The following is a 25440-nucleotide window of genomic DNA, read 5'->3' as shown; positions in this document are numbered from 1 at the left end:
CTCTTGTCCTGAAAAATGACGGAAAAACATATGCTCAAGCTATACCGGCGATGGAGGTTGGGATCATTGCCACAGCACCCGCTAAAAGCCCGGCAACAATCTCCCTGAAACGTGGCCGATCAATGTCACGATACTGACCTTCTGGCCATATCACGCCACATTGAAAAGCCGCTCCGCTATTATGACATACCTGCCCCGCCGCATTGCAGCAGATCAGGCTCAGAAAGCTTCATGAACATATATTCGTCAGCAGAAGCCGGCTTGTTACATCGCCCTGTCATCCGTGGTGGAATTTGTTCAAATTTCAGCGCCGCTGAGCGTCCAGATAGGCCCGCCAGCCGCCAAACGCAGTGATCTCCTCGGCCCCGTCCAGACCGGCCGTCTCGCACAAAAAGCCCTTGATCGTTTCACCGCTGGCAAGGGAAATCGTGCCAATGCCGAGCGGTGACGGGATGCCGGCCATGAAGTCACCGAAGCGAGAAAGCGGAATGGCCCATGCCTCAAGCGCAATCGGCCCGCCGCCGGCTGCGCGCACCAGGCCCGGCCGCTTAGGCGGCCCGCCGGCAAGCGCATAGAAGCGATAGTCGGGCGCCGTCTTGCCTTCGAACAGAAAACGACCGCCGAGCCGGGTGACTTCATGATTGAGCGGAAGCCCGCGCATATGCGCGCCAACAAGCGCGACCGCGATCTCGCCGCCTGCCGCAACGGATCTTGTCGCCCGCACCGGCGGGCAACTCCAGCCGACGGCGCCGAGCGGTGCGGCGGCATCCGCCTGCAGGGCAGCCGCCAGTCCCGCGATCCGGCCATCCCGCCCCGCCTGTGCCAAAAGCGTGACACTGCCCGGTCGCCCGTCGCCGCGTGCTGAAACAGGCACGGCAATGCCGCACATATCCATCAAGTTGACGAAATTGGTATAGGTACCCAGCCTCGAATTCGGGCCGATCGGATCCTCAGCCAGATCAGCGAGCGTGACAAAGCAGGGAATGCTTGGCACGCAGAGGAGATCGAGATCTGCAAGCAACGGCTCGATGGCCCGCCGCAACTCCGCCAGCCGATACATGCTCTTGAACACATCCGCCGCCGACAGGTTTTCCGCCTGCGCGATGATGCGCCGTGTGACGGGATGCATGGCGCGAGGGTTTGCCTGCATGACCCGCTCTGTCGCGACATAGCGCTCGGCAACCCAGGCGCCGGAATAGAGCAAGTCCGCGATCTGATAGAGCGGCGAAAAGTCCACCGGCACGATCCTGTGACCCATGGCTTCGAGCCTGGCGAGAGCGGCTTCGAACATGGCGGCCTGAGCTTCGTCGTCGAAGAACTGCCTGGAGGCCTGATCGGGAACGCCGACCGAAAGCCCCTGCTCTCCCGCATAGATGACGGGCGCGGGGTGCCTGCGCGAATAGGCGTCGCTGTCGTCATATGCCGCCGCGACCTGATAAACCGCGAAGGCATCTTCGGCCGTCAGCGCAAAGATCGAGATCGTATCCAGCGTCCGGCAGGCGGGAACCATGCCGGAGGCAGAGAGCGCGCCAAGACTCGGCTTAAGCCCGACAATGTTGTTGAGCGCCGCCGGAACACGGCCCGACCCTGCCGTATCCGTTCCAAGCGAAAACGGCAGGATGCCCCGTGACACGACGACGGCCGAGCCCGAACTCGAACCACCCGGCACGATATCCGGATCGAGCGCATTCCGCGGCACCGGATAGGGCGTGCGCGTGCCGACCAGCCCGGTCGCAAACTGATCGAGATTGGTTTTGCCGATCAGAAGCGCGCCCGCAGCCTTCAGCCTTGCCACGACGAAAGCATCCTTTTCGGCGATATAACCGAAATTCGGACAGGCGCAGGTGGTCGGCATGCCCGCCGCGTCGATATTGTCCTTCACCGCGAACGGAATGCCCCAGAGCGGCTTTTCCGGATCGTAGGGGCCGAGCGCGTCAGCCTCAGCAATCACCTCATCCATATCGGCAAGATGAATGAATATGCCGGGATCATCAGCTGCCGCGAGACGCCGATAGGCCTCCCGCACGACGTCTGCGGCGGCAATGCCGTTGCGATACGAGGCCCGCAGCGAGAAAAGGGTGAAGGGCAGTTCTTGCAGGTTCACGAGCGGCATCCCTGTTTCACAGGATTTCGGCGTTCACAGGATTTCGACAGGCCGCGTCCACTGGATCAGCACGACACAACCTTCTTCCGAGGTCACCGAATGAATGGTGCCTTCGGGATTTGCGACGAGCGATCCGGCCGGATAATGGCCATATTCATCGCTCTGCGATCCTTCCAGTACAAGAATGGTCTCCATGCCGACATGCCTGTGGCGCGGCACCGAGGCGCCGGGCTGATATCGCAAAAGCGCGAGTTCCGGTTCACCGGGCACAAGCCGGCAGATCTCGACACCCTCGCGAAAATATTCGAAGGCACAGTCGCGCCAGCCGCCGCCGAGAAAATAGGCCGACATCCACGGTTTAGTCATTCACTGCCCTCACGATATCATCGACCGCCGCCGCCCAACCGACGATGGCGCCCTGTGCGGTGATCATGTCGATCGCCGCCTTCTTGAATTCCGGAAAATAGCTTTCCGTCGCATCGATCGCGAGCAGGCACTCATAGCCGCGATCATTGGCCTCGCGCATCGTCGTCTGCACGCAAACCTCGGTGGTGACCCCGGCAAAAACGAGCTGCCGGACGCCCTTCTCTCGAAGAATCTCGTCGAGCGGGGTGGCGTAGAAAGCGCCTTTGCCCGGCTTGTCGAGCACGGTCTCGCCCTTGATCGGATAGAGTTCCGGAATGATGTCGGCACCGGGTTCGCCCGAGATCAGGATACGCCCCATCGCGCCCTCATCACCGATCCGCAGCGACGGATTTCCCCGCTCGCGTTTTGCAGGCGGGCAGTCGGACAGATCCGGCCGGTGGCATTCGCGCGTATGGATGACCGGCAGTCCGGCATCGCGAAAGCCTTTGATCAGCGCCGCCGTTGCCGGAATGATCGCCCGCAGCAGCGAGACGTCATTGCCGAGCGTTGCGCCAAACCCGCCCGGTTCGACGAAATCGCGCTGCATGTCGATGACGATCAGGGCCGTGGCGGGCGGATCGAGAACGAACGGGAAGGGCCTTGCCTCGACGATCGCCATCAGTGATGCCCCGCCATATGCCGGCCGATCTCGCCGATATCGGCCCCTTCGGCCGGCGTCTCATAGGCAATATGCCCGTCCGACATGACGAGGATGCGATCGGAGAGTTCCAGAATTTCGTCCAGATCCTCGCTGATCAGCAGCACCGCGGCGCCGGCATTGCGTGCTGCCATGATCCGCGCCCGGATTTCGGCCACGGCGGAAAAATCGAGGCCGAAACAGGGATTGGCGATGACGAGGAGATCGACCGCGCCGGTGAATTCGCGGGCCAGCACCGCGCGCTGCACATTGCCGCCTGAAAGGGAGGCGATCGGCGCATTGAGCGAGGCGGTTTTCACCTTGTATTCGCCGACCAGCCTGCCGGCTTCCTGCTTCATCCGGCGCCCATCGAGCCAGAACTGCGTCTTGCCGCCGAGAAAGTCGAAATCGCGAAAATAGATGTTTTCCGCCACCGTCATTTTTGGCGCGCAGGCATTCTTGAGTGGTTCTTCCGGGAGATAACGGACGTTGAAGCGACGGGCCTCCTCGCGGCTTGCACGATAGGCCGCGCCCTTGACCCGGATTGCGCCCTTTTCCAGCGGCCGCTGACCGGTCAGAAGCTCCATCAATTCCATCTGTCCATTGCCGGAAACGCCGGCAATACCGACGACTTCGCCCGACTTGACGGCAAGACCGTCGATCTCGATCGTCTTCAGGCCGGATCGGTCCGGTGCCTTGGCGCCCGCCATTTCCAGCACCGGCTTGCCGATGAAGGGAAGCCGGGCGGCGGGCCGCACCAGTTCCTTGTCGCCGATCATCATCGCCGCCATTTCGGAGGTGGAAAGGTCTGAGACCTTGCCGCCGCCGACATGTTCGCCGCGCCTCAAGACCGAAACCTCGTCGGCAAAGGCCGTGACCTCGCGGAACTTGTGGGAGATCATCAGGCATGTCAGTTCGCCCGCCTCGGTGAGCCCGCGCACCATGCCGAGCAGTTCATCGGCTTCGGCGGGTGTCAGAACCGAAGTCGGTTCATCGAGGATGAGGAAACGACGTCCGAGATAAAGCTGTTTCAGCAGTTCGAGCTTTTGCTTTTCGCCCGCGGCAAGGCGGCCGACCGGAATACCGAGCGGCACCTTGAACGGCATTTTTTCCATGAAGGCGGCAAGCCCTTCGCGCTCCGTCTTCCAGTCGATCCGCGCCGGCGCATCGGCGCGGCTGATGACGAGGTTTTCGGCGGCCGTCAGCGACGGGACCAGCGTAAAATGCTGATAGACCATGCCGAGGCCGAGTTCGTGCGCCGCCCGCGGATCGGGAATATCGACCTCCTGGCCATCGATCGATATCTGGCCGGATGTGGGCCGGTAAAAGCCCATCATGCATTTGACCAGCGTCGACTTTCCGGCACCGTTCTCGCCGAGAAGCACATGGAAAGATCCGGCGGCGATGGTGATCGAGGCGTCACGCAGCGCATAAAAGTTGGCGAAGCGCATGGTCATGCCATGGGTCGAGACGGCAAGCGCGCGATCGGGGATGCGGTTGTCTTGCGGAGGGACCTTCATGACAGCACGCTCACCAGCTTGTCGCTATCCGAGACGGAGCCGAACACACCGCCCTGCATCTTCACCATCTTGATCGCAGCCGCATGATTGCCCGGATCGGTCGCACCGCAGCAATCCTCCAGGATCACGCATTCGAAACCGCGATCATTGGCCTCGCGCATCGTCGTGTGTACGCAGACATCCGTGGTGATGCCGGTCAACACGATATTCTCGATACCACGCGTGCGCAGGACAAGTTCCAGATCGGTGGCGCAGAAGGAACCCTTGCCGGGCTTGTCGATGATGACCTCGCCGGACAGCGGCGCCAGTTCGTCGATAATCTCCCAGCCCGGCTCGCCGCGCACGAGAATACGCCCGCAGGGCCCGGCATCGCCGATACCGGCGCCGATCTGCTGCGACCGCCAGCGCTTGTTGGGCGGCAGATCGGAAAGATCGGGACGGTGTCCTTCGCGGGTGTGAATGATGGCGTAACCCTTGTCACGCATGGCGGCGAGAACCTTCTTGATCGGCTCGATCGGTGCCCTGGTGAGGCTGAGATCATAGCCCATCTTGTCGACATAACCGCCGACGCCACAAAAATCCGTCTGCATGTCGATGATGATCAGCGCCGTGTTTTCCGGGCGCAGGTCGCCATTATAGGGCCAGAGATAGGGATCGGCTTGGATGGTCGTCACGGGTCTTAAATCCTTCGTTGCAGCTGGGGCAAAGCCTGGCTTTGAAGATCAGTCGGGAAGATCACTTGGTAATGCTGAGCTCGCCGGGAGCGGCGGTGATCGCCCGCGTGGCGGAGCCGCCGGCGGAACTGGTGGCGACCAGAAGGCCGAGCGTCAGCACATAAGGCGCAGCATAGAAGAGGTAATAGCCCTGGCTGATGCCGACCGATTGCAGCGCCGGGCCGAGTGCGCCGGCTCCGCCGAACAACAGCGAGGCATAAAGGCAATTGACCGGGCTCCAGCGGGCGAAGATCACCAGCGCCACGGCCATCAGCCCCTGCCCCGATGAAATCCCCTCGTTCCAGCTGCCCGGATAATAGAGCGAAAGATAGGCCCCGCCGATGCCGGCAAGCGCGCCGCCGACGCCGGTCGACCAGAGCCGCACCCTGTTGACGTCGATGCCGAGCGCCCGCGCCGCATCGGCGCTGTCTCCTGCAACCCGGATGGTCAGGCCGATCCTTGTATTCTTCAGCATCCAGGACGCAGCGAAGGCGAGTGCGATACCGACGAGAAACAGGACGTTGACGTTGAGTGCCGCCTGAAGCTGCGGAATGTCGGACCAGAAGCCGAGCGGAATAGCCGGAAGGTCCGGCGCTACCGGCTGCACGTAAGGTTTTCCGAAAAAGAAGGCGAGGCCCGAACCGAAGATCATCAGCGCGATGCCGATGGCAATGTCGTTCACCTTCGGAAACTTGCAGATCCAGCCATGCAGCAGGCCGAAGAGAAGCCCCGCAAAGGCGGCAGCCAGCGTGCCGGCCCAGGCCGAATCCGTGTGATAGGCGACGGCATAACCGCTCATCGCGCCGAAGACGAGCGTGCCTTCCAGCCCGAGATTGATGCGGCCCGACCGTTCGGTGATGCATTCGCCAATGCTGACGAAGATGAAGGGGGTCGAGACACGGATGGCGCCGCCCAAAATGGCGAGCGGCACACCCCAGTAACCGATATCCGTCATGACCGGCCCCTTATTCTGAACAGCGTGCGAAAATCGATCTTGTCCTGCAGCGCGTCCGACAGGAGGATCGCAATGAAGATCATGCCCTCGAAGACGACGATCGTTGCATCCGGCAGGCCGAGCCGGCGCTGGACGAGACCGCTAGAGGCTTCGAAACCGGCAAACAGGATGGCTGCCGGAATGACCGCCAGCCCGTTATGCCGCGCCAGAAAGGCGATCAGGATACCGGTGTAACCATAGCCGGCCGCAAGCGAGGCATTTGCCGAACCATGCACGGCCGCGACCTCGAACATGCCCGCAAGTCCGGCAAAGACGCCGCCAAGCGCAGTGAAGCCGATCATCAGCAGGCCCGCCGGAAGCCCCTGAACCTGTGCCGCCCGGATATTGCCGCCGACGATACGGGCGGCGAAACCCCACGTGGTCCGCTCGATCAGCACCCAGCAGAGAATGCAGGCGACGATGCCGACCGCCAGTCCCCAATGGACACCGATGCCTGGAATTTCGCCAATTCTGTACGCCTCCGGAAGCGGAACGGTGGACGGCTTGTTGAGACTTGCCGGATCGCGCAGCGGCCCTTCGACCAGATGGTTCATCAGCGCAATCGCGATATAGGCGAGAAGCAGGCTGGAAATCGTCTCGTTGACACCCCGGTAATGTCTGAGCGCACCGATGCCGCCGATCCAGATCGCTCCGGTGACGGAAGCGGCGATCGCCATCGCCAGAATTCCGAGCACCCCCGGCAGGCCGGGCACCATCATGCCGACGGTACCGGCCGCAACGCCGCCGAGCACTATCGCCCCTTCCCCGCCGATCACGACGAGACCGAGACGCGCGGGAAGCGCCACGCAGAGCGCGGCCAGCAGCAGAGGTGCTGCCCGGGCCAGAGTATTGGCCCAGGAAAAGCTGGTGCCAAAACCTGCCTTGTAGACGATCATGTAGAAATCGATCGGCGACTTGCCGACCAGAAGCAGGAAGCCCGAAAAGACGATCATCCCCGCCACGACGGCCGCGAGCGGCAGGAACAGAGGCTGCAAGATTCGGCCGGCATAATCTGCGACCGAACTCTGTTTGGCGGCAAGCCCCGCCGCAAGATCCGCCTGTAGGGTCATGACAGGTCCTCCGTTGCGGGTGAAACGATCAGGAGGTCGAGCCGACGACGCCATCGACGAGGTAGTTCATGCCTTCCAGCGCGACATCCGTCTCGACGAAGGACTGGCCCTGGGTGGCAATCACATTGCCCTTGTTGTCCTTGAGCGGCCCCTTGATGACGGCATAACCGCCCTTGATGATCTCCGCCTTGACGCTTTCGAACTGTTTTCTCGCCGGTTCGCTGACGGCCGAGCCAAGCGGGCTCATCTTGATGAACCCTTCGGCAAGGCCACCGCGAACGAAATTGTTGATCGCACCGCCCTTCAATGTCGTATTGACCATGTCGGTATAGACCTTGGCCCAGTTCCATTCCGCGCCGGTCAAATATTTTGCCGGCGCAAGCGGCGCTTGGTTGGCGTGATAGCCACAGAGATACATGCCGCGGCCGGCGCCGGTCTCCATGACGACTTTCGGCCCGTCCACATGGCAGGTCACGACATCGACGCCCTGGTCGGCGAGCGCATTGGTGGCTTCCGCCTCCTTGACGGCCAGCGACCATTCGCCGGTAAAGATCACCTGGCAGGTGATGGTCGGATCGACTGAGCGGGCGCCGAGCAGGAAGGAGTTGATATTGAGCAGAACCTGCGGAATAGGCTTTGCCGCGACAAAACCGATCTTCTTCGATTTCGTCATATGGCCGGCGACCACACCGTTCAAATACTGGCCCATGCCGATATAGCCGAAATAGGAGCCGACATTTTTGGGCTTGTCGGCGGTCCAGAGACCACCGCAATGCTCGAAGCGAACCTTCGGGTTCTTTGGCGCCAGCGCCAGAATATGCGGGTCGAAATAACCGAAGGAGGTCGGGAAGAGCAGCGAGGCGCCGTCGAAATTGATCATGCTCTCCATCGTCTTCTGGACGTCGACCGTTTCCGGCACGCGCTCTTCCTCGACAACGGTGACGCCCGGGATCGCCTTCACGGCGGCGGCACCTTCCGCATGGGACTGGTTGTAACCGTAATCATCCTTCGGGCCGACATAGATGAAACCAACGGTCAGAGAGGCTGCCCGTGCGGCGCCGAACGGCAAGGCGCTGCCTGCCGCGGCAAGGCCAGCAAGACCTGCCGTCCGGGTCAGAAACTGGCGGCGATTGGGCGTCAGAAAACTGGTCATGTGGAAGCTCCCCCTGAGCGTCGAGATCTGCGTGAAAAGCGGTCTCGGGTGCGGCCGGTACGTTTCCGTTTTCTCCGCTTCATCCCGTTAGAGACAACGATAGGTGGATGAGGCCGCTTCTGTCTTGTGCTAGTTTTTCGCCAAGCTGCTGCAATTTTTGCAGCAGCCCCTCTGGAGGTTTCGATGCGTCATTTGACTTCTCTTCGTTATATCGATGCCGTGGCCAAGGCGGGCTCGATCCGTGGCGCGGCCGAAACGCTTTCCATCACATCGACCGCGCTCAACCGGCGGATCCTGGCGATCGAGGAAGAGCTCGGCGTGCCGATCTTCGAGCGACTTGCCCATGGCGTGCGGCTTTCCAGCGCCGGCGAGGTGCTGATCCATCATATCCGCCATCAGCTCTCGGACATGGAACGGGTACGCTCGCAGATCGCCGATCTTTCCGGCGTGCGGCGCGGCCATGTCTCTATCGCCTGCAGCCAGGCGCTCTTGCCGCATTTTCTGCCGACGCAGATCGCGCTTTACCGGAAGGAACATCCCGGCGTGACGTTTGGCGTCCATGTGCGCGACCGCCAGGCAGCCGAACAGGCGCTGGTCGACCATGCGGCGGATATCGCGATCGTCTTCGAACCCGTCCGGCTGGCGGATTTCATGACGGTCATCCGTGTCTCTCAGCCAGTCCATGCAATCATGGCGGCCGGGCATCCGCTGGCGGAGAAACCGGAAGTAAGGCTCAGCGAGTGCCTGCGGTATCCGATCTCCCTGCCAACCGCGCCCTATGGTGTGCGGCATTTGCTGGACATTGCCGTGCAGGGGCGGTCGATGCGGTTGGAGCCGGTCGTGCAGTCCGACAGTTTCGAGTTCCTGCGCAACCATGCGGTGGCGGAAAACATCGTCAGCTTCCAGATCCCGATCGGCCTCGGCGACCAGACGACAACGGGAGACATCGTTTCACGCCCGGTCGACAAACGCGATGTGCCATCCGGCATTCTTTACATGGGGCAGCTCAAGGGCCGCGCCCTGCCCGTGGCCGCGGCGCGTTTTTCTGCACAGCTCTCGCATGCGCTGGCAACACAGTTCGAAGTCTCCTGAAGGGCTCGCAAAGTCGTCTTTCAGTGTGCCAGCATGTCGAGCATGGCGCCGATACGCTCGAACTCCCGCAGGCTGCCGGCATTGGTCTTGCGCAGAACCATGCGGATCTGCGTGCGCACGGTCTCCAGCGACACGTCACGATCGCGTGCAACGGCTTCAGCCGTCTGCCCGCCCAGAAGCGCCATCGCCACGCCACTCTCGGCAATGCTGAGGCCGAACAGGTCGGCGAGCAGCGAGGCGCTGATGATCGTCGGGCGCGACAGTTCGTGCAGCAGGATCAGAACCGGATCGCCCTCGCCTGCAAGAACCGCCGTGGCAGAAAACTGCGTCGGCTGGGGCAGGACAAAGACAGCAAGCTGCCGCGGCCGACCGGCCGTTACGTCATCGATTTCGAAGCGCATCGCACCGCCGTTTCCGCGATAGGCTGCGTCCGATATCATCGCCCGCAGACGCATGGCCCTGCCGCGATTGTCGACGGTGAGCTTGGTCTTGCCGGTATTCGCCTCAGGCGAGAAAGAGACCGGCAGATCGCGCCGCGACAGGCGGCGTGCCGCCGCAGAATTGGCATAGAGAACGTGGCAATCCGCATCCACAACGACTGCTGCGCCAGGCAAGGCTTCGAAGGCAGCATGTCCCAGATGACCAACAAGCTCGGCTTTTTCCAGACGCTGCTGCAGCTGCATCGCCCGGCGAATATGCGGCAGAAGACGCGAAAGCGCCGACTGCTCCCGCTCGTCGAATGCCCTGCCATCACGGAAGAGGCCAATGACGGTGTGTTCGTCATCTCCGATGATACCAAGCAGCATATGTTGCTGGCCATTCGACCGCGCAAAATCCTGATAGAATTCGGAGCGGCGATAGTCGCTTTCATCCAGTAGATCTTCGACGAGCAAGGCATTGCTGGACTGGCCGCGATCCGACGCTGTGCGGGTGAGTGCAGCGCGGATCGGATCGATATGGCAATAATAGGCGGTGTACTGGGCTTCGGCCGGCTCCGATCGGTCGAACACATTGACGGACCTGCCGTCGGCCTGCCGGAACCTCAGGGAACCGTTGCTGGCACCGAGGCCGTTGAAGAGCGATCTGCCGACCGAGAGCCAATCGCCCATGCCGCCGTCATAGATGTCGCCGATTATCCTGTCGATATCCGTCAACGCACATATATCCCGAGCCTTTGGCCGGGCCTCAAATCAACGTCAATAAAAGCATTTTTAGGAACACCGGCACTTCATGCGGCCGAGGTCCCCAAAATTGCGGATGATCGTAAACCCAAGGTAAATATGATCCTGTGACATATTCCGCATCCCGCCGCTGCGCGCCGGAGCCCTGTTCAACCGCGGGTATTCCAGAAGCTGGCAGCGGGTTTTGCTTCCAGTGCGACGGTGAAATCGATCTGCGCCTGAGCGGAAACCGCCGAGGCGATCCACCACGAGAACATTTCGTCATGGCGTGGGTCGAGCCCGGCGCATGCGACGACGATACCGCCGAGAACAGCACTACCGTGAAAGACCGTATCCCCTTCAAGGATATAGGAGGGCGGCAGCTGGCCGGTCGGCACGCCGGTACGGGCCGAGATCTCTGCTTTCTTCAAGGCAATTTCCATATTCGGCCAGGGCGAAACCGAGAGATCGCCCAGCGATGTCACGAGGTAACAGCTGTCCTCGAAGGCTGCACCGCTTGTCCGCCGCCAGCCGGTAATGGCCTCGACCGCCGTGACGACGATGGCGAGATGCCGGCGCCCGGTAATGCCCGTCTCGAAAACGGCTTCAATGGCCGGGCGCACAAAGGCAAAGCTGCGTTCGACCAGTTCGGCTGACAAGACGCCACTCATTGCGCCACAGCCCCAGCGACCGGCGCCAGCCGCTTCTTGTATGAGACAGGGTCCATGTCCCTGATATCGACGCTGATACTGCCAACTTCGGGAAAAGCCGCCGCCAGATCGTCACGCACACAGATGCCGAGATGTTCCTTCTGCTCGGCAGATCTTCCCGCAAGCAGCGAAACAGTCACGTGAAGAAAGGAGCCGGTACCATCCGCCATCAGAAAATGATCGTAGGGAATAGCCCTGACCTTGATGTCGGACGACGTCATCACGCCTGAACGGGCACCGGCCGCATAGGTGACCTCCATAACCTTGGCCAGGGACAGCGTCTCCTCCATCCGGCGGGCATATTCGACGACGAAATGCGGCATTGCTGGCCCCTCAGAACAAGGAAAAATATTCGCGCTGCTCCCATTCGGAAACGGTCATGAGATAACGATCCCATTCGGCGCGCTTGATATGGCTGAGATAGGCGACGAATTCCGGGCCCAGCTTGTTCCGGTAAAATTCGCTTTTCTCGAAAAGCTCCACCGCGCCAAGCAAGCTGCGCGGCAAGGCGCTGGCATTGCTCTTGTATGGATTTTCGACCGGGGCCGGCGCTTCCAATCCACGATCGAGACCGTCGAGGCCGCTATAAATCTGAGACGCAAAGAACAGGTAGGGATTGGCGGCCGGCTCGGCGACGCGATTTTCGATACGGCTCGCCTTGTCGCCCGGCGCCATCAATCCGCGGATCATCGCACCCTTGTTGTCCTTGCCCCATTGCACACGGTCCGGAGCCATCTGATTCGGCTGATAACGCTTGTATCCGTTGACGGTCGGCGTCGTCAGAAGGCAGCTTTCCTCGGCATGGGCGAGGAGCCCGCCGATCCAGCCGCTCGCTTCTTTTGACACGGTACCGCCATCCGCCGGAATGAAGAGGTTGCGGCCTGTTGCAGTATCGACGAGCGACTGGTGCAGATGCCAGCCGCTCGGCACAGCATTGTCGACGCGCGGCCGGCACATGAATGTTGCGTGCAAGCCATGCCGGCGGCAGACCTGTTTTACCATGGTGCGGAAGGTGACCATGGCGTCGGCATGGGCGAGCGGCGAATCCGGTTCGAAGGTGAATTCGAACTGGCTGGGACCGAATTCCGCCTCCATGGAACGCACCGGCAATTGCAGCGCCTGGGCTGCGCGGCGCAAATGATCCATCACGTCTTCCAGCGCGTCGTAACGCGCATCAGTGAGGTATTGAAAGCCGTGCGAAAGGAGCGAGGTTTCCGGCACCGCAGCCGGCATTCCGCCATCTGCATGATCGAGCCGCGGATTGTCTATGCGGAAGACGTAGAACTCGACTTCCAGGCCGCAAACCAGCTGCCGACCGGTTTTCTCCAAGGCCGAAACGGCCCGCTTGAGAATGCCACGCGAACAGAACGGCATGAAAGAACCGTCCTTGTGATAGAGATCGCAGAGAATGCTCGCGCTATGCGGCGACCATGGCAGGATGCGGAACGTCGCCGGATCCGGGACGATGAGGACATCGCCGGCGCCGGTCAGCTGCCCCTCCCCGAAACCGATATCACCGGCCCAGACATCGAACACGGTGCGATGCGACGTATCCTTCAGAAGAAGGGTCGATGTCATCGCCATGCCGTTGCGGAAAACGGAGGCAAGGCTTTCCACCGTGATCGCCTTGCCGCGCGGCACGCCGTGCTGGTCTACGAAAGCTAGACGAATGGTCTCCAGTCCGGCAGCTTTCGCTTTTGCCAAAACTTCGTGAGCCATCTCGAACTGATCAGGGGACAGAAGGCGCCTGTCGGCCGTCAGGCCGTTATCAAGCGTCACCCCATGGGTGGCTGCGATCGACATGTTTTAGCCCTCGCTGGCTTCGGCCTCGCCGCCGAGCCTGTTGAGAAAGCGGCGGGTCCGCTCCTTTGTCGGAGAATCAAGCACGTCTTCCGGCCTGCCCTGCTCGACGATCTCGCCCTCGTCGAAGAACACGACCCGATCGGCCACTTCGCGCGCAAAATTCATCTCGTGGGTGACGACGATCATCGTCATGCCGGCATCGGCAAGGCTGCGCATCACCGACAGGACTTCCCCGACCAGTTCCGGATCAAGCGCCGAGGTCGGTTCGTCGAACAACATGACCCGTGGCTTGACGGCAAGGGCGCGGGCGATCGCGACGCGCTGCTGCTGCCCGCCGGAAAGATGGTGCGGCAGGTGATCGGCATGGCCAGACAATCCGACAGTGGCGAGAAGTTGCCGCGCCATCTTTTCGGCTTCGTCGCGCGGGACGCCATGGACGCGTATCGGCGCTTCCATGATGTTTTCCAGTGCCGTCAGATTGGCGAAAAGATTGAAATTCTGGAACACCATCGAGACGCCCACTTCGGCACGCGCCTGCGCCCGGCCGGATGTGGGAACCAGTTTGCCGTCCTTCTTCGCGTAACCGACATAGCGCCCACCGATGGTGATCTCGCCCTCGTCGAGGGTTTCGAGATGGTTGATCATGCGAAGGAGCGTGCTCTTGCCGGAACCGCTCGGGCCAAGCACGGCGACGACTTCACCACGATTGACCTCGAGACCGATGCCCTTGAGCACGTCGCGATCGCCATAGGACTTCCAGAGACGCCGACAGACGATCAATGGTTCCTCATCGGTGCTGCTTGGCTTCACGCTATCGGCAAGCAGCTTGCGGACGAGTTCGGAACGATCCGCCGCGCTGACGGCAGGAGCGGCAGACTTCCCGACTTTGGCCGGCGTTGCGACACTGCGCTTGGGAAGAATCTTGTCGAGGAAACCGTAACCCTTGACGCCGCCGCGACTGCGCTCCGGATCAAGCGCGTGCTCCAGATAGGCCTGGATTGCCGAGATCACGGAGGTCAGGACGAGATAGATCATCGCCGCGCCGGTAAACACGGTGAAGAATTCAAAAGTCTGGCCGACGATCTGCTGCGAGCGGAAAGTCAGCTCGCTGACGAAAATGACCGATGCCACCGACGTCATCTTGAGCATGCCGATCGCATTACCTGCCAGCGCCGGAAGGATGCTGCGCAGTGCCTGCGGCAGGACGATGCGGCGCAGGGTCGTTGCCGGGCCCATGCCGAGCGAGGATGCGGCAATGCCCTGCTGCGGATTGACCGACAGGATGCCGCCGCGGATGATTTCCGCGGCAAATGCCGCTTCGCTCAGCGAAAAGGCGATCACGGCCGTGGTGAAGCTGTCGAATTTGAGGCCGATCGCCGGCAGCGCATCAAAGATAAAGACCAGCTGCAACAACTGCGGCGTGCCGCGCATCAGCCAGATGTAGAACCAGGCGCCGGCACGGACGGCGGTCAGGCGCGACATGCGCAGAAGCGCCACGCCAAGGCCGAGGATGAATCCGAGAACGATCGAGCACGCCGTAATCTCGACCGCCAGTACTGCGCCATCCCAGAGAAAGCCGGACGTAAAATATCCGAGGACTTGCGAGAGAAAATCCACGTTTTTTCCTTCTACCGGAAAGCGGACGGCCAAAAGGCGTCCGCTCCCGTTCATCGATGGCTGCGGGAACCGGGCAAGGCTCCGGCATGTTCGAACATCATGCCGGCATGCAAGATGCCGGCCAGAATCTTATTCGGTCTTCAGCGTCGCCGGAATTTCAACGGCGGGGTCTATCCCGTAGGTCGCGAAGATTTCCTTGACTTTGCCGGAGGCCTGCAGCGCCTGGATCGCATCGGCAATTGCCGGGCCGAGCGGATTGCCGTTCTTCACCGCGCCGCCGATCTGGTAATCGCTGATGACGCTGTAACCGACGCTGTAGACGTCTGGATTGCGCTTCACCATCATGTTGATCAGCGGGAGGTCGATAACCATCGCATCCGCGCGGCCGGTGGCGATCAGCCGAAAGCCGGAAGGCGCATCGGTCGAGGTCATGACCTGGATCGTCTCCTTGCCGGAAGCCACGCATTTTTCGCCGAGCGTCTTCATCTGCCTTTCCTCGACGGTTCCAAGACCGGCCGAAACCGTCTTGCCGCAAAGGTCTGCCTCAGCCTTGATGTTCTTGGGATTGCCCTTCTGGACGATCGCACCCGAGCCGGCCTTCATGAAGGTGATGAAATCGCCCTGTTCCGCCCGCTTCGGGGTGTAGTAGAGATAAAACATCGCATCGATCTGGCCCGAAACGACGGCCGGGAAAAGGCCCGGCCATGCACCCGGCTTCAGCTCGTATTTCACGCCGAGGCAATCGAACACGGCCTTTGCCAGGTCGATGTCGGAACCACTGACCTTGGTCTTGTCCTTGTCATCGATGATGGCATAGGGCGGGATCGACGGATCGTAGCCGAAGACCACCGTCTTGCCGGCTATCGCCGGATATTTCTCCGCAACCTTGGCCGGCTCGCAGGCCGGGGCGGCAAAGGCGGCACCGGCAAGCAAGGTGCCGGCAGTGAGGATTCCGAGAAAAGTCGGGATGGCGGATGGCATCAGGTCTCTCCAGAAAAGGGGCGTCGGAAATCGATGGATTGCAGTGGATATCCGCATGTCGACAGGACGACTTCATGCGCGACCCATGGTTCCGGAACTCATAAGAAAATCCGGGAACCCTCGAAAATCAGGATATGTTTCCGATAGGAAAATTGTCAACTTTAAATTTCCTATCGGAAATAAATTTTGCTCCGCAGGATAACCACCCACTCATGCCGCCAGCACCGATGTCTGCCGCTCTTCAAGAAAAAGCAGTTCGGCGAGATTTTCCGGGCAGCTCAAGAAGGGCGAATGGGCGCTGTCGAGGACATGCACACGCTCACAAGGCGTCCTGCGGACCAGCTCCCGCTGAAATCCGGGCGTGATCGCATGGTCACGCAGACACTGGATATAGGTTCGCGGCAGCCGACCGAAACGATCATCCGTCAGCGATACACGAAAGTCGAAATGCTCCAGAGGCTGCGGCGTCAGCCGCGTCCGCGCCCATGCAACGTCCTCGTCGGAGCAATCGCTGAAGAACGTCAGCTTGAGCCACTCGTCGCGGAATCTGGCAACACCGGCAATGCCATCATCCTCGACGCCATAAGGAACACTGCCGCAATCCGACGTCGCAAAGGAGGAACAGGATTGCCCATCCTGCGGCAGGAAAGCTGCAAGATAGATCACTCTGGCGACATCATCCGGGCGGCGCTCGGAAAGTGCGGCGGCGAACATTCCACCAAGCGAATGCGCCACGACGATGATTGGCTGCGGCGCCGTTCGCACGATATCGGCCAGCAGATCGACGCTCTGCTCGGCGAGCCCCGGAGACCTGTTTTCATGGTCGGCGCCGAGCCCGGCCAGATCCGGCGTCAGCACATGATGACCCGCCTGCACGAGAATCCGCGCGAGCTTCTCCCAACACCAACCACCATGCCAGGCTCCGTGAACCAGCAGGAATGTCGTCATCTTATCCCCTCTTCCGAACGATGTCCGGGCGCTGTGACACCTCGTTGAGCGGGTGCATCTTCAGCTCTTTGGCGAGACACTAGATCGCGAAGCACCGGACAGTCAAATATTTTCACATTGGAAATTTCCTGATCGCAGTCAGCGGGAATCCACACTGAAAATGCAGATCTTTTACGCATATATCTTTGTATAAAAATGGCTTTTTAGATTTTTCCAGAATGAATTGTAAGAGCAACTATTTTTCATATAAGATATTTTCATTCGCCTTCGCGCGAAAACGCCAAACGAGACCCTGAATGTCAGTCATACTCATCGTCGGCGGAGCATCCGGCAGCGGCGGCACCCTAGCACGACACATGCGCGATAAAGGCGACAGCGTCGTGATTGCAGATCCCGCCGCTACAGAATGCATGGCAGGAGGGCCCCGTGGACGGCTTTTTGCCATGGACTGCGATCTGCTTGACCCGCAGTCTCCCGACAAGATCCTGGCATTCTGCCACCAACAGACAGGACCGCCGGACGGGCTTTTCATCAACATGAACAGAAGCTCGGAAGCGCCGCTGAACGAATGGAACGCCACGCTCTTCGATTGCGATCTTCTTGCAAACCTGACCATGCCGTTTCTTTTCGCCCGCGCCGTGGCGCTCGACATGCAAAAGCGCCGGCGCGGCGCAATCGTGCTGACCTCATCGACGGCGGGAGTGAACGGAAGCGCTGGAAAAGCGCCATTTCATGCGGCGAAAGCTGCGATGTCGGGCCTTACAAAAGCCCTTGCGGACGAATTGGGGCCCTACAATATCCGGGTCAACTGCCTGCTACCTGGCTGGATAAACAGCCCCTTCGGCCGCCCCGACAAACAAGGCATGCCGGCGATCCCACTCGGCCGCCTGGGCGAAATGGATGACGTGGCTGCGGCGGCAGCGTTCCTTTTCGCAGAGCCTTACATTCACGGCACCGATCTTGTTGTCGACGGCGGATTTACCGCTGCCGGCACGAGGCAAACACATAACAACTCAGTAACAATCTGAATTCGGAGGAAACCATGGAAGCGAAAAAGGCGGCACCAGCAGCAAGGCGAGCGGTAAAGGCAGAAAGCGGAAGCTTCTTTTCGGAGAATCAGATCGGCCTGCGACTCAAGGAAGTCCGGCAGGCGGCCGGCCTCAAGCTCAGCGATCTCAGCGGCATGACGGCGGTTTCGGTCTCCTATCTCTCAAAGATCGAAAACGGCCAGGTTTCTCCGTCCTTCGACATCATCAAACGCATCTGCGACGGCCTTCATGTCAGCCTGGAAGATTTTGTCCGACCCGGCGAAAAAAGCCAGATTTCCGGGCGGAAAACCGTCACCCGCACCAATGAAGGCGTCCATTTCACCAGCGGCCAGTATGACTACAAGGCCCATGGAACAGAACTTTCCCGCAAGGGAATGGTCCCGCTCGAAATGACCGTCAGAGCCCGTTCGCTCGACGAATTCGACCACTGGAGCCGCCATTCAGGAGAGGAATTCGTCTATGTGCTGAAAGGGGCTATCGAGATCCATACGGAACACTATGCACCGTTCCGGCTGGAAACCGGCGAAAGCGCCTATTTCGACAGCAGCATGCAGCACCTCTACATCACCGTCAGCGAAGAGGATGCGCATGTCCTTTCCGTTTCCCATGATCCGGATGCCAGCGCTGCGGAACGGATCGGCCAGTTCATGAATCCCGGCACCCGCCGCGTCGAAGGCTACTTCATCGACCCATCGCGGAAGGAAACCCAGAAAGCAAAATAATGCGGGAAAATATTTTCCTATATGAAAATATTTTCTTGATTGTCGGTCTTCGCATGGTACAACGCCTTCCAGAGAGCGCCCGACCGGACGCAGCTCCTCCTTCCCGGGTCACAGAGGGCCAATCATGAAAATCACCGCCATTGACGTCTTTCCGTTCCGACTGAAGCCGCGGCGAGATTTCAAATGGGCCGGGCTGCGCGAAGACCTTGGCGGATTCGTCGCCGTGAAAATCGAGACAGACGAAGGCCTTGTCGGTTGGGGTGAGGCAACCCCACTGCCCGACTGGGGCGGCGCTGCCGGCCGTCGCTCCGGCGAAACGCAGGCGACCGTGGTCGCCATCGTCCGCGACGTCATCGCGCCGGTCCTGATCGGCACCGACCCGACTGCAGTCACGGCCGCCCGGAAGGCTATGGACCTCGCGGTCATCGGCAACAATTATGCGAAATGCGCGATCGACATCGCGCTTCACGACATCTGGGGCAAGAGCGTCGGCCTGCCGATCTACAAGCTGCTTGGCGGCGCCATGCGCGATTCCGTCTATGTCTCCCACATGGTCGGCCTGATGGGCGATCGCGAAGCGCTTGAGGAAGCAGTCGGAGCAGCCGGCGATGGCCTGAAGGCCCTGCAGATCAAGGGCGGCGTCGATGCCGAACGCGACGTCAGACTGATCGCCGCGATCCGCCGGGAGCTCGGTTCGGATATCATGTTGCGGCTCGACGCAAACCAGGGGTACCGCGATGCGCGCAATGCGGTGACGATCATCGAGAAGCTGAAGGATGCGGGCGCAAATGCCGTCGAGCAGCCGGCTGCGAACCTCTCCTCGATGATCGAAGTCACCCGCCAGTCGCCCATTCCGGTCATGGCTGATGAATCCTGCTGGGATATCGTCGATGCCGTCGAACTGGCCGGCGTTCGCGGCACGGACTGGATCTCCATCTATCTCGCCAAGGCCGGCGGCCTCTACGGCGCCGGCAAGGTCGGGGCCGTGGCGGACGCGATGAACATCCGCTGCGACGTCAACGGCTCGATCGAATCCGCCATCGGCAACGCCGCCAACATCCATTTCGCGCTGGCTGCGCCAAGCGTCGATCTTGCCTGCGTCATTCCGATCAACGCACCGGCTGGCACCCACCCCTACAAGGTCGGCGGCAATTATTATGTCGATGATGTCGTCACCGCACCCTTCGCCGTGCGCGACGGAGCCCTCCTCCCGCTCGACAAGCCGGGTCTCGGCATCGAGATCGATGAGGAGAACCTCGCTCGTTATCGGGAACACTGATCATGGATACGGCCGCAACCTCCCTCTCCGTCGAGATCGGCGGCTACCGCGTCGCCGCGGATATCGGTGGCACCTTCACCGATATCGCCTGTCTTTCGCCGACCGGCCAGCTTGTCACTCGCAAAGTGCCCTCCACCCCGGATGACTATGCCCGCGCCATCATCGGTGCACTCGACTCTCTCGGCGCGGATCTCGGGATTACCGGCGATAGTTTCGACGAGGTCCTGCACGCATCGACGGTGGCGACCAACGCCATCCTCGAAGGCAAGGGAGCCCGCACCGCGCTGATCACCACGCGCGGTTTCAGGGATGTGCTCGAGCTGCGCCGCATCCGCGTTCCCCGCCTTTACGAACCCCTCTACGAAAAGCCCGCGCCACTGGTACCACGCCGGCTGCGCTTCGAACTCACCGAACGCCTCGATGCGACAGGCAGCGTTCTCACCCCGCTCGATCTTGCGGAAATTGAGGCCCTTGCCGAACAGATCGCCGGGCTCGATATCGAGGCGGTCGCCATCTGCTTCCTGCATGCGCATATCAACCCGCAGCACGAACAGGCCGTCGCAGACATTCTCCGCAAGCGACTGCAGAACTGCTTCATCTCCGTATCCCATGAAGTTCTGCCGGAAATCCGCGAATACGAGCGGACCTCCACGACCGTTGCCAATGCCTATATCGGGCCGGCCGTCGCGACCTATCTGCGGTCGCTCGCCGAACGCCTCAAGGAACGCGAGATCACCGGCAGGCTCCTGATGATGCAGTCGAGCGGCGGCACACTCGATATCGAAAGCGTCATCGCCAAGCCCGCGACCGTAGTCGAAAGCGGACCGGCGGCCGGTGTCGTCGGTGCGGCCCATCTCGGCGCCCGCGCCGGTTATCCCGATATCATCACCTTCGACATGGGTGGCACCACAGCCAAGGCCGCGCTGATAGAGAAGGGCCAGGTGCTGAGCACCGACGAATACGAAGTCGGCGGCGGAATCTCCCTCTCCAGCCGGCTGGTCAAGGGCGGCGGTTACGCCCTGAAATTGCCGGTCATCGACGTGTCCGAAGTCGGCGCCGGCGGCGGCAGCATTGTCCGCGTCGACGCGGCAGGCGCCCTCAAGGTCGGCCCGCACAGCGCTGGCGCGGTTCCCGGACCGGTCTGCTACGATGCCGGCGGCACGGAGCCGACGGTGACCGACGCCAATGTCGTCCTGGGTTACCTCAATCCGGATGCGCTTGCGGGCGGCGCAGTGCCGATCAATTCAGCCGCATCGCGCGCGGTCTTCGAGAGACAGGTGGCCGATGCTCTGGGCTGCGGCATGCATGATGCAGCCTTCGGCGTCCATCGGCTTGCCAATATCGCCATGATGCGGGCGGTCAAAGCCGTCTCGACCTATCGCGGTCGCGATCCGCGCGATTTCACGCTCTTCGCCTTCGGTGGCAATGGCGGCATTCACGCAGTGGCACTGGCGCGCGAACTGCAGATGAAGCGCATCGTCGTGCCGCCGGCAGCCGGTGTCTTCAGCGCGGTCGGTCTGCTGTTCGCCAATTTCGAAGTATCCCGCTCCGCCGCCTTCCTAAAGCGCGCCGGCCTCGACACTTTCTCCGCCATGATCTCAACGTTCGAAAAGCTTCAGAAGGACGTGGTCGCGGAACTCGCCGATGCGGGCGCGAAGCTGACCTGGAAAGCCGATCTTCGTTATGCCGGTCAGGCTTTCGAGCTGCCGGTGGAAGTGCCGCACGGCCTTGACGCGGAGGCGACGTTGAAAGTGATCCGCGAACGTTTCGAGGAAGAACACGTTCGCACCTATGGCCATGCCCTCACCGACGTGCCGATCAGTTTCGTGACCTTGCGCGTCGTCGGAGCGATTGCTCCGCCGCAAACCGGATCGCTTGCGCTGGACGCCGCGCCGACACCGGGCACCGGTTCTGTCCGACCGGTCTATTTCGGGTCCGAACAGGGGCTGTTCGATACACCGGTTGTCGCCCGCGCCGACCTTCAAGACACGCCCCGTCCCGGCCCTTTCATCATCGAGGAATATGAAGGGACGACTGTTGTCCCGCCGGACGCCAGTGCCTGGCGGGATCGCTACGACAATATAGTGATAGAATTCCTCACCTCGGAGGTCGCGGCATGACGAACCCGCTTGATCCGATCCTTCTCGAAGTCCTGAAAAACGGCTTTGAGGCGATTGCCGACGAAATGGCCCTGATCCTGATGCGCACCGCGCATTCGCCGATCGTGCGCGATGCAATGGACTATTCGACCGCGCTTTGCGATGCCGAAGGCCAGACCATCGCCCAAGGCCTCACCACGCCGATGCATCTCGGCAGTTTTTATGACGCGATGCGCCATTTGTCGGTCCAATATGCCGGCAACATCCATCCCGGCGACGTCTTTGTCGCCAATGACCCGTATCTCGCAAGCGGCCAGCACCTGCCGGATATCTATGTGATCGAGCCGATCTTTTCAGGCGAACGGCTCTGCGGCTGGGCGACAACGATCGCCCATCACGCGGATATCGGCGGCCTCGTGCCAGGTTCGAATTCGATCGGCGCGACGGAAATCCATCAGGAGGGCCTGCGTCTGCCATTTCTCAAGCTCGTCGACCGCGGCACTGAGAACGCGATGCTGATGGAGATCGTCGCCGCCAATGTGCGCGTGCCGGATCAGGTGATCGGCGATCTGCGTGCGCAGATGGCCGCCGCCCGCGCCGGCCGCCGCGGCCTCGAGGCGCTGCTTTCGCGTTATGGCGCCGATACCGTCGCCCGTTATGCCGATGCGCTGCAGGATTATGCCGAGACACTGGCACGGCAGGCGATTTCGGAAATCGCCGACGGCACCTATCGTTTCGTCGACCATATCGATGGCCTTGGCGAAAACCCGGAGCCGATCGAACTGCATCTGACGCTGACGATCGCTGGTTCGGAAATCACCGCCGACTGGACGGGAACTGCACGGCAGGTCAAAGGCGGCATCAATGCGCCCCTCTCCTTCTGCAAGTCGAATGTCTATGCAGCACTGCGCTCGATCATGCCCGGCGACGTGCCCAATTGCCACGGTTATACGCGCCCAATCCATGTGACGGCGCCGGCAGGAACCCTGGTCAATGCCATCTACCCAGCGCCCTGCGGAGCGCGCGGCATTACCGGATATCGCATCATCGACTGCATTTTCGGCGCGCTGGCGGAAGCCCTTCCCGAGCGAGTCTCGGCCGATGGCACGGGCGGTTCGACGCTACCGAGTTTTGGCGGCACACATGAAGGCCGCCGCTTCGTGTTTTCCGAATGTGTCATGGGCACATGGGGTGCGACATCAACCCATGACGGCCAGTCCGGCGTGCCACATATGGGCTCCAACCAGTCGAACGTGCCGATCGAGATGATCGAGGCGGACTATCCGATCCGGATCGAACGTTACGGCTTCGTCGCAGATACCGGCGGCGCCGGAACATTTCGCGGTGGTGTCGGGCTTGAGCGACAATACCGCATCCTCTCCGACGATACCTATTTCGGCGTTCGCTCGGACAAATGTTCGCATCCGCCGCACGGCCTGTTTGGTGGCGAAACGGGCAAGCCGTCGAGCAATGTCGTCAATCCGGGTGCGGGTGAGCGAATCCTGCCCTCGCTGCCGGTCCTGCCGGTGACGCTCGAAAAGGACGATGTTTACCGGCATATCATGGCCGGTGGAGGCGGATATGGGGATCCGCTTCTGCGCGATCCGCGGCGTGTTCTGGACGATGTGATCGATGGTCTCGTGACCACCAGACAAGCCCGAGAGGCCTATGGGGTGGTGATCGCGGAGGATGGCAGCATTCCGGCGATCGATCCCAATGCAACAGAGACGCTGCGCGCCACCATGAGCAGCGCCCGTAGAACCATGAACTAAGCATCGGCACAGCGGCGCAGAGAACGTCCGTATGCCGGAATTGCAAAGCCAGAACTGCAAAGAGGGGACTATGTCATCCGCAACCCGCGTCACGTCCGATCTGGACCCGTTCTCACCCGAATTCCGGGCCGATCCCTATAGCGCCTACGAAAAGCTGCGCTCGCTGGGGCCGATCGTCTGGCTTGAGAAATACGACATCTGGGCCGTATCGCATCACGAGACGATCATTCCCGTTCTCACCGACTGGGAAACCTACAGCAATGCTGGCGGCGGCGGGCTTGCCAACTATTTCAAGGAAAAGCCGTGGCGGCGCCCGAGCATCATTCTCGAGGTCGATCCGCCGGAACATCCCAAGGCGCGCGCGGCCCTGACGCGCACCCTTTCCCCGAAGACATTGCGCGCCATCCGCCCGCGCTTCGAACAGGATGCGGCGATGTTCGTCGATGCGGTGGCGGGACGCGGCGAAATCGATGCGATCCCCGAACTCGTCACGCCTTACCCGCTGAAAGTCTTTCCGGATTCGGTCGGCATGGAAGCGGACGGCCGTGAAAACCTTCTGACCTATGGCTCCATGGTTTTCGGTTCCTTCGGGCCGGTCACGCCATGGTACGAGGAGCTGATGAGCCGGGTCGGCCCGGTGCAGGACTGGATCCTTGCCCATTGCAAGCGCGAGGCGATGCTTCCGGGCGGGATCGGCGAGATGATCTATGACGCGGTCGATGCCGGAGACCTGACCGAGGAGGAAGGCGGCCTTCTCGTCCGCTCCTTCCTGTCGGCCGGCGTCGATACGACGATCGATTCCATCGGCCTGTGTCTCAGGGCGCTTGCCGAACATCCGGATCAATGGGCGCTGCTGCGCGAGGATCCGAGCCTTGCACGCGCCGCGTTCGAGGAGGCGACCCGCTACGATTCCTCCAGCCAGAGCCTGTTTCGCACCACGACGCGGGAGGTCGATTTCGCGGGAACGACGATCGGCAAGCACGAAAAAATCATGTGTTTTCTTGGGTCGGCGGGACGCGATCCGGCACGCTGGGAAAATGCCGATACGTTCGATATCCGCCGCCGCACGGTTGGCCAGATCGGTTTCGGTGTCGGAATTCACGGCTGCGTCGGGCAGATGTTCGCCCGCCTCGAGGCAGAAGTCTTCTTCCAGGCGCTCGCCGCCCGCATCGAAACGCTTGAGCCGAGCGGCCCATCGCAGCTTCGGCTCAATCCGGGCCTTAGGGGGCTAAGCTCGCTGCCGCTGGCGATCACGCCGCGCAAGCACTGAAAGGACCGGCGCCAATGCCCAAAGTCACCTTCATCGGCAGCGATGACAAGCAAACGCAGATCGAGGTTCCGGTCGGCCACAGCCTGATGGAAGCCGCCATCCATGCCAATATCAATGGCATTCTCGGCGAATGCGGCGGGTCGGCCAACTGCGCCACCTGCCATGTCTATGTCGAAAGCGGCAATCTCGATGCTCTGCCTGAAGTCGGCGTGGTGGAAGAGGAAATGCTCGACGCGACATCCAGCGAGCGGACGGAAAAAAGCCGCCTCTCCTGTCAGCTCTTCATGACCGAGGCTCTCGACGGGCTCGTCGTGCGCCTTCCGCCGACACAAGCGTAATATC

General features: G+C 61.2%; 23 protein-coding genes. 8 read left to right on the top strand and 15 right to left on the bottom strand.

From position 1 onward, the window contains the following. Positions 1-304: 304 nt before the first annotated feature. The 8 genes from atzF to FHW37_RS25155 all read right to left on the bottom strand — a co-directional run bounded on the left by atzF (position 305) and on the right by FHW37_RS25155 (position 8596). Positions 305-2104 (bottom strand): allophanate hydrolase, encoded by a 1800-nt coding sequence (gene atzF / locus FHW37_RS25190; RefSeq protein WP_432442893.1) that lies wholly within the window; start codon positions 2102-2104, stop codon positions 305-307. 33 nt (positions 2105-2137) lie between these two features. Beyond that, positions 2138-2470 (bottom strand): cupin domain-containing protein, encoded by a 333-nt coding sequence (locus FHW37_RS25185; protein WP_145641382.1) that lies wholly within the window; start codon positions 2468-2470, stop codon positions 2138-2140. Next, positions 2463-3128 carry a cysteine hydrolase family protein gene (locus FHW37_RS25180; RefSeq protein WP_145641381.1) on the bottom strand — a complete coding sequence of 222 codons (666 nt, stop codon included), beginning with the start codon at positions 3126-3128 and terminating at the stop codon, positions 2463-2465. The genes FHW37_RS25185 and FHW37_RS25180 overlap by 8 nt, the downstream gene beginning before the upstream one ends. After that, entirely contained in the window at positions 3128-4666 is a 1539-nt protein-coding gene (locus tag FHW37_RS25175; RefSeq protein ID WP_145641379.1) for an ABC transporter ATP-binding protein, read from the bottom strand. Before FHW37_RS25175 ends, FHW37_RS25180 begins: the two co-directional genes overlap by 1 nt. Next, on the bottom strand, positions 4663-5340 hold the full coding sequence (gene biuH, locus FHW37_RS25170; protein WP_145641377.1) for a biuret amidohydrolase: 678 nt from the start codon (positions 5338-5340) through the stop codon (positions 4663-4665). The genes FHW37_RS25175 and biuH overlap by 4 nt, the downstream gene beginning before the upstream one ends. Before the next feature lie 61 nt (positions 5341-5401). After that, positions 5402-6334 (bottom strand): ABC transporter permease, encoded by a 933-nt coding sequence (locus FHW37_RS25165; RefSeq protein ID WP_145641375.1) that lies wholly within the window; start codon positions 6332-6334, stop codon positions 5402-5404. Next, on the bottom strand, positions 6331-7443 hold the full coding sequence (locus FHW37_RS25160) for an ABC transporter permease (RefSeq protein ID WP_145641374.1): 1113 nt from the start codon (positions 7441-7443) through the stop codon (positions 6331-6333). The genes FHW37_RS25165 and FHW37_RS25160 overlap by 4 nt, the downstream gene beginning before the upstream one ends. 28 nt (positions 7444-7471) lie before the next feature. Then, on the bottom strand, positions 7472-8596 hold the full coding sequence (locus FHW37_RS25155; RefSeq protein ID WP_145641372.1) for a BMP family ABC transporter substrate-binding protein: 1125 nt from the start codon (positions 8594-8596) through the stop codon (positions 7472-7474). A 183-nt stretch (positions 8597-8779) separates the two neighbouring features. Between FHW37_RS25155 and FHW37_RS25150 the strand changes: the two genes are divergently transcribed. After that, positions 8780-9688 carry a LysR family transcriptional regulator gene (locus tag FHW37_RS25150; RefSeq protein ID WP_145641370.1) on the top strand — a complete coding sequence of 303 codons (909 nt, stop codon included), beginning with the start codon at positions 8780-8782 and terminating at the stop codon, positions 9686-9688. Between the two features lie 20 nt (positions 9689-9708). Here the strand turns inward: FHW37_RS25150 and FHW37_RS25145 are convergent, their stop codons facing one another. The 7 genes from FHW37_RS25145 to FHW37_RS25115 form a co-directional block, all read right to left on the bottom strand. Beyond that, complete coding sequence (locus FHW37_RS25145) at positions 9709-10842, bottom strand: helix-turn-helix transcriptional regulator (RefSeq protein ID WP_145641369.1); 1134 nt, start codon at positions 10840-10842, stop codon at positions 9709-9711. Positions 10843-11018: 176 nt separating this feature from the next. Then, positions 11019-11507 carry a hypothetical protein gene (locus tag FHW37_RS25140; RefSeq protein ID WP_145641367.1) on the bottom strand — a complete coding sequence of 163 codons (489 nt, stop codon included), beginning with the start codon at positions 11505-11507 and terminating at the stop codon, positions 11019-11021. Between the two features lie 8 nt (positions 11508-11515). After that, positions 11516-11881 (bottom strand): 5-carboxymethyl-2-hydroxymuconate Delta-isomerase, encoded by a 366-nt coding sequence (locus FHW37_RS25135; protein WP_145641365.1) that lies wholly within the window; start codon positions 11879-11881, stop codon positions 11516-11518. A 10-nt stretch (positions 11882-11891) separates the two neighbouring features. Continuing rightward, positions 11892-13361 (bottom strand): glutamine synthetase family protein, encoded by a 1470-nt coding sequence (locus FHW37_RS25130; RefSeq protein WP_145641364.1) that lies wholly within the window; start codon positions 13359-13361, stop codon positions 11892-11894. A gap of 3 nt (positions 13362-13364) precedes the next feature. Next, positions 13365-14978: an amino acid ABC transporter permease/ATP-binding protein gene (locus FHW37_RS34540; RefSeq protein ID WP_281407276.1), complete on the bottom strand. Its 1614-nt coding sequence runs from the start codon at positions 14976-14978 to the stop codon at positions 13365-13367. A gap of 129 nt (positions 14979-15107) precedes the next feature. Further along, entirely contained in the window at positions 15108-15959 is an 852-nt protein-coding gene (locus FHW37_RS25120; protein WP_186458382.1) for an ABC transporter substrate-binding protein, read from the bottom strand. Between the two features lie 210 nt (positions 15960-16169). Then, positions 16170-16907, bottom strand: coding sequence for an alpha/beta fold hydrolase (locus FHW37_RS25115; RefSeq protein WP_145641359.1), 738 nt, complete (start codon positions 16905-16907; stop codon positions 16170-16172). 296 nt (positions 16908-17203) lie between these two features. Between FHW37_RS25115 and FHW37_RS25110 the strand changes: the two genes are divergently transcribed. From FHW37_RS25110 to FHW37_RS25080, 7 genes are all read left to right on the top strand, one after another. Then, positions 17204-17935 carry an SDR family NAD(P)-dependent oxidoreductase gene (locus tag FHW37_RS25110; RefSeq protein ID WP_145641357.1) on the top strand — a complete coding sequence of 244 codons (732 nt, stop codon included), beginning with the start codon at positions 17204-17206 and terminating at the stop codon, positions 17933-17935. Positions 17936-17949: 14 nt separating this feature from the next. Continuing rightward, positions 17950-18678: a helix-turn-helix domain-containing protein gene (locus FHW37_RS25105; protein ID WP_145641355.1), complete on the top strand. Its 729-nt coding sequence runs from the start codon at positions 17950-17952 to the stop codon at positions 18676-18678. Between the two features lie 124 nt (positions 18679-18802). Then, a complete protein-coding gene (locus tag FHW37_RS25100) occupies positions 18803-19957 on the top strand; it encodes a mandelate racemase/muconate lactonizing enzyme family protein (RefSeq protein ID WP_145641353.1) in 1155 nt (384 codons plus the stop codon). Positions 19958-19959: 2 nt separating this feature from the next. Then, positions 19960-22077, top strand: a complete 2118-nt coding sequence (locus tag FHW37_RS25095) for a hydantoinase/oxoprolinase family protein (RefSeq protein ID WP_145641351.1) — start codon at positions 19960-19962, stop codon at positions 22075-22077. Then, a complete protein-coding gene (locus FHW37_RS25090; protein WP_145641349.1) occupies positions 22074-23828 on the top strand; it encodes a hydantoinase B/oxoprolinase family protein in 1755 nt (584 codons plus the stop codon). Before FHW37_RS25095 ends, FHW37_RS25090 begins: the two co-directional genes overlap by 4 nt. Before the next feature lie 70 nt (positions 23829-23898). Next, entirely contained in the window at positions 23899-25098 is a 1200-nt protein-coding gene (locus FHW37_RS25085; RefSeq protein WP_145641348.1) for a cytochrome P450, read from the top strand. A 14-nt stretch (positions 25099-25112) separates the two neighbouring features. Continuing rightward, on the top strand, positions 25113-25436 hold the full coding sequence (locus tag FHW37_RS25080) for a 2Fe-2S iron-sulfur cluster-binding protein (protein WP_145641346.1): 324 nt from the start codon (positions 25113-25115) through the stop codon (positions 25434-25436). The last annotated feature ends 4 nt before the right edge of the window (positions 25437-25440 follow it).

It is taken from the genome of Neorhizobium alkalisoli (assembly GCF_007829835.1).
Taxonomy (GTDB): domain Bacteria; phylum Pseudomonadota; class Alphaproteobacteria; order Rhizobiales; family Rhizobiaceae; genus Neorhizobium.
This window is presented reverse-complemented; position numbering and strand designations above follow the sequence as displayed.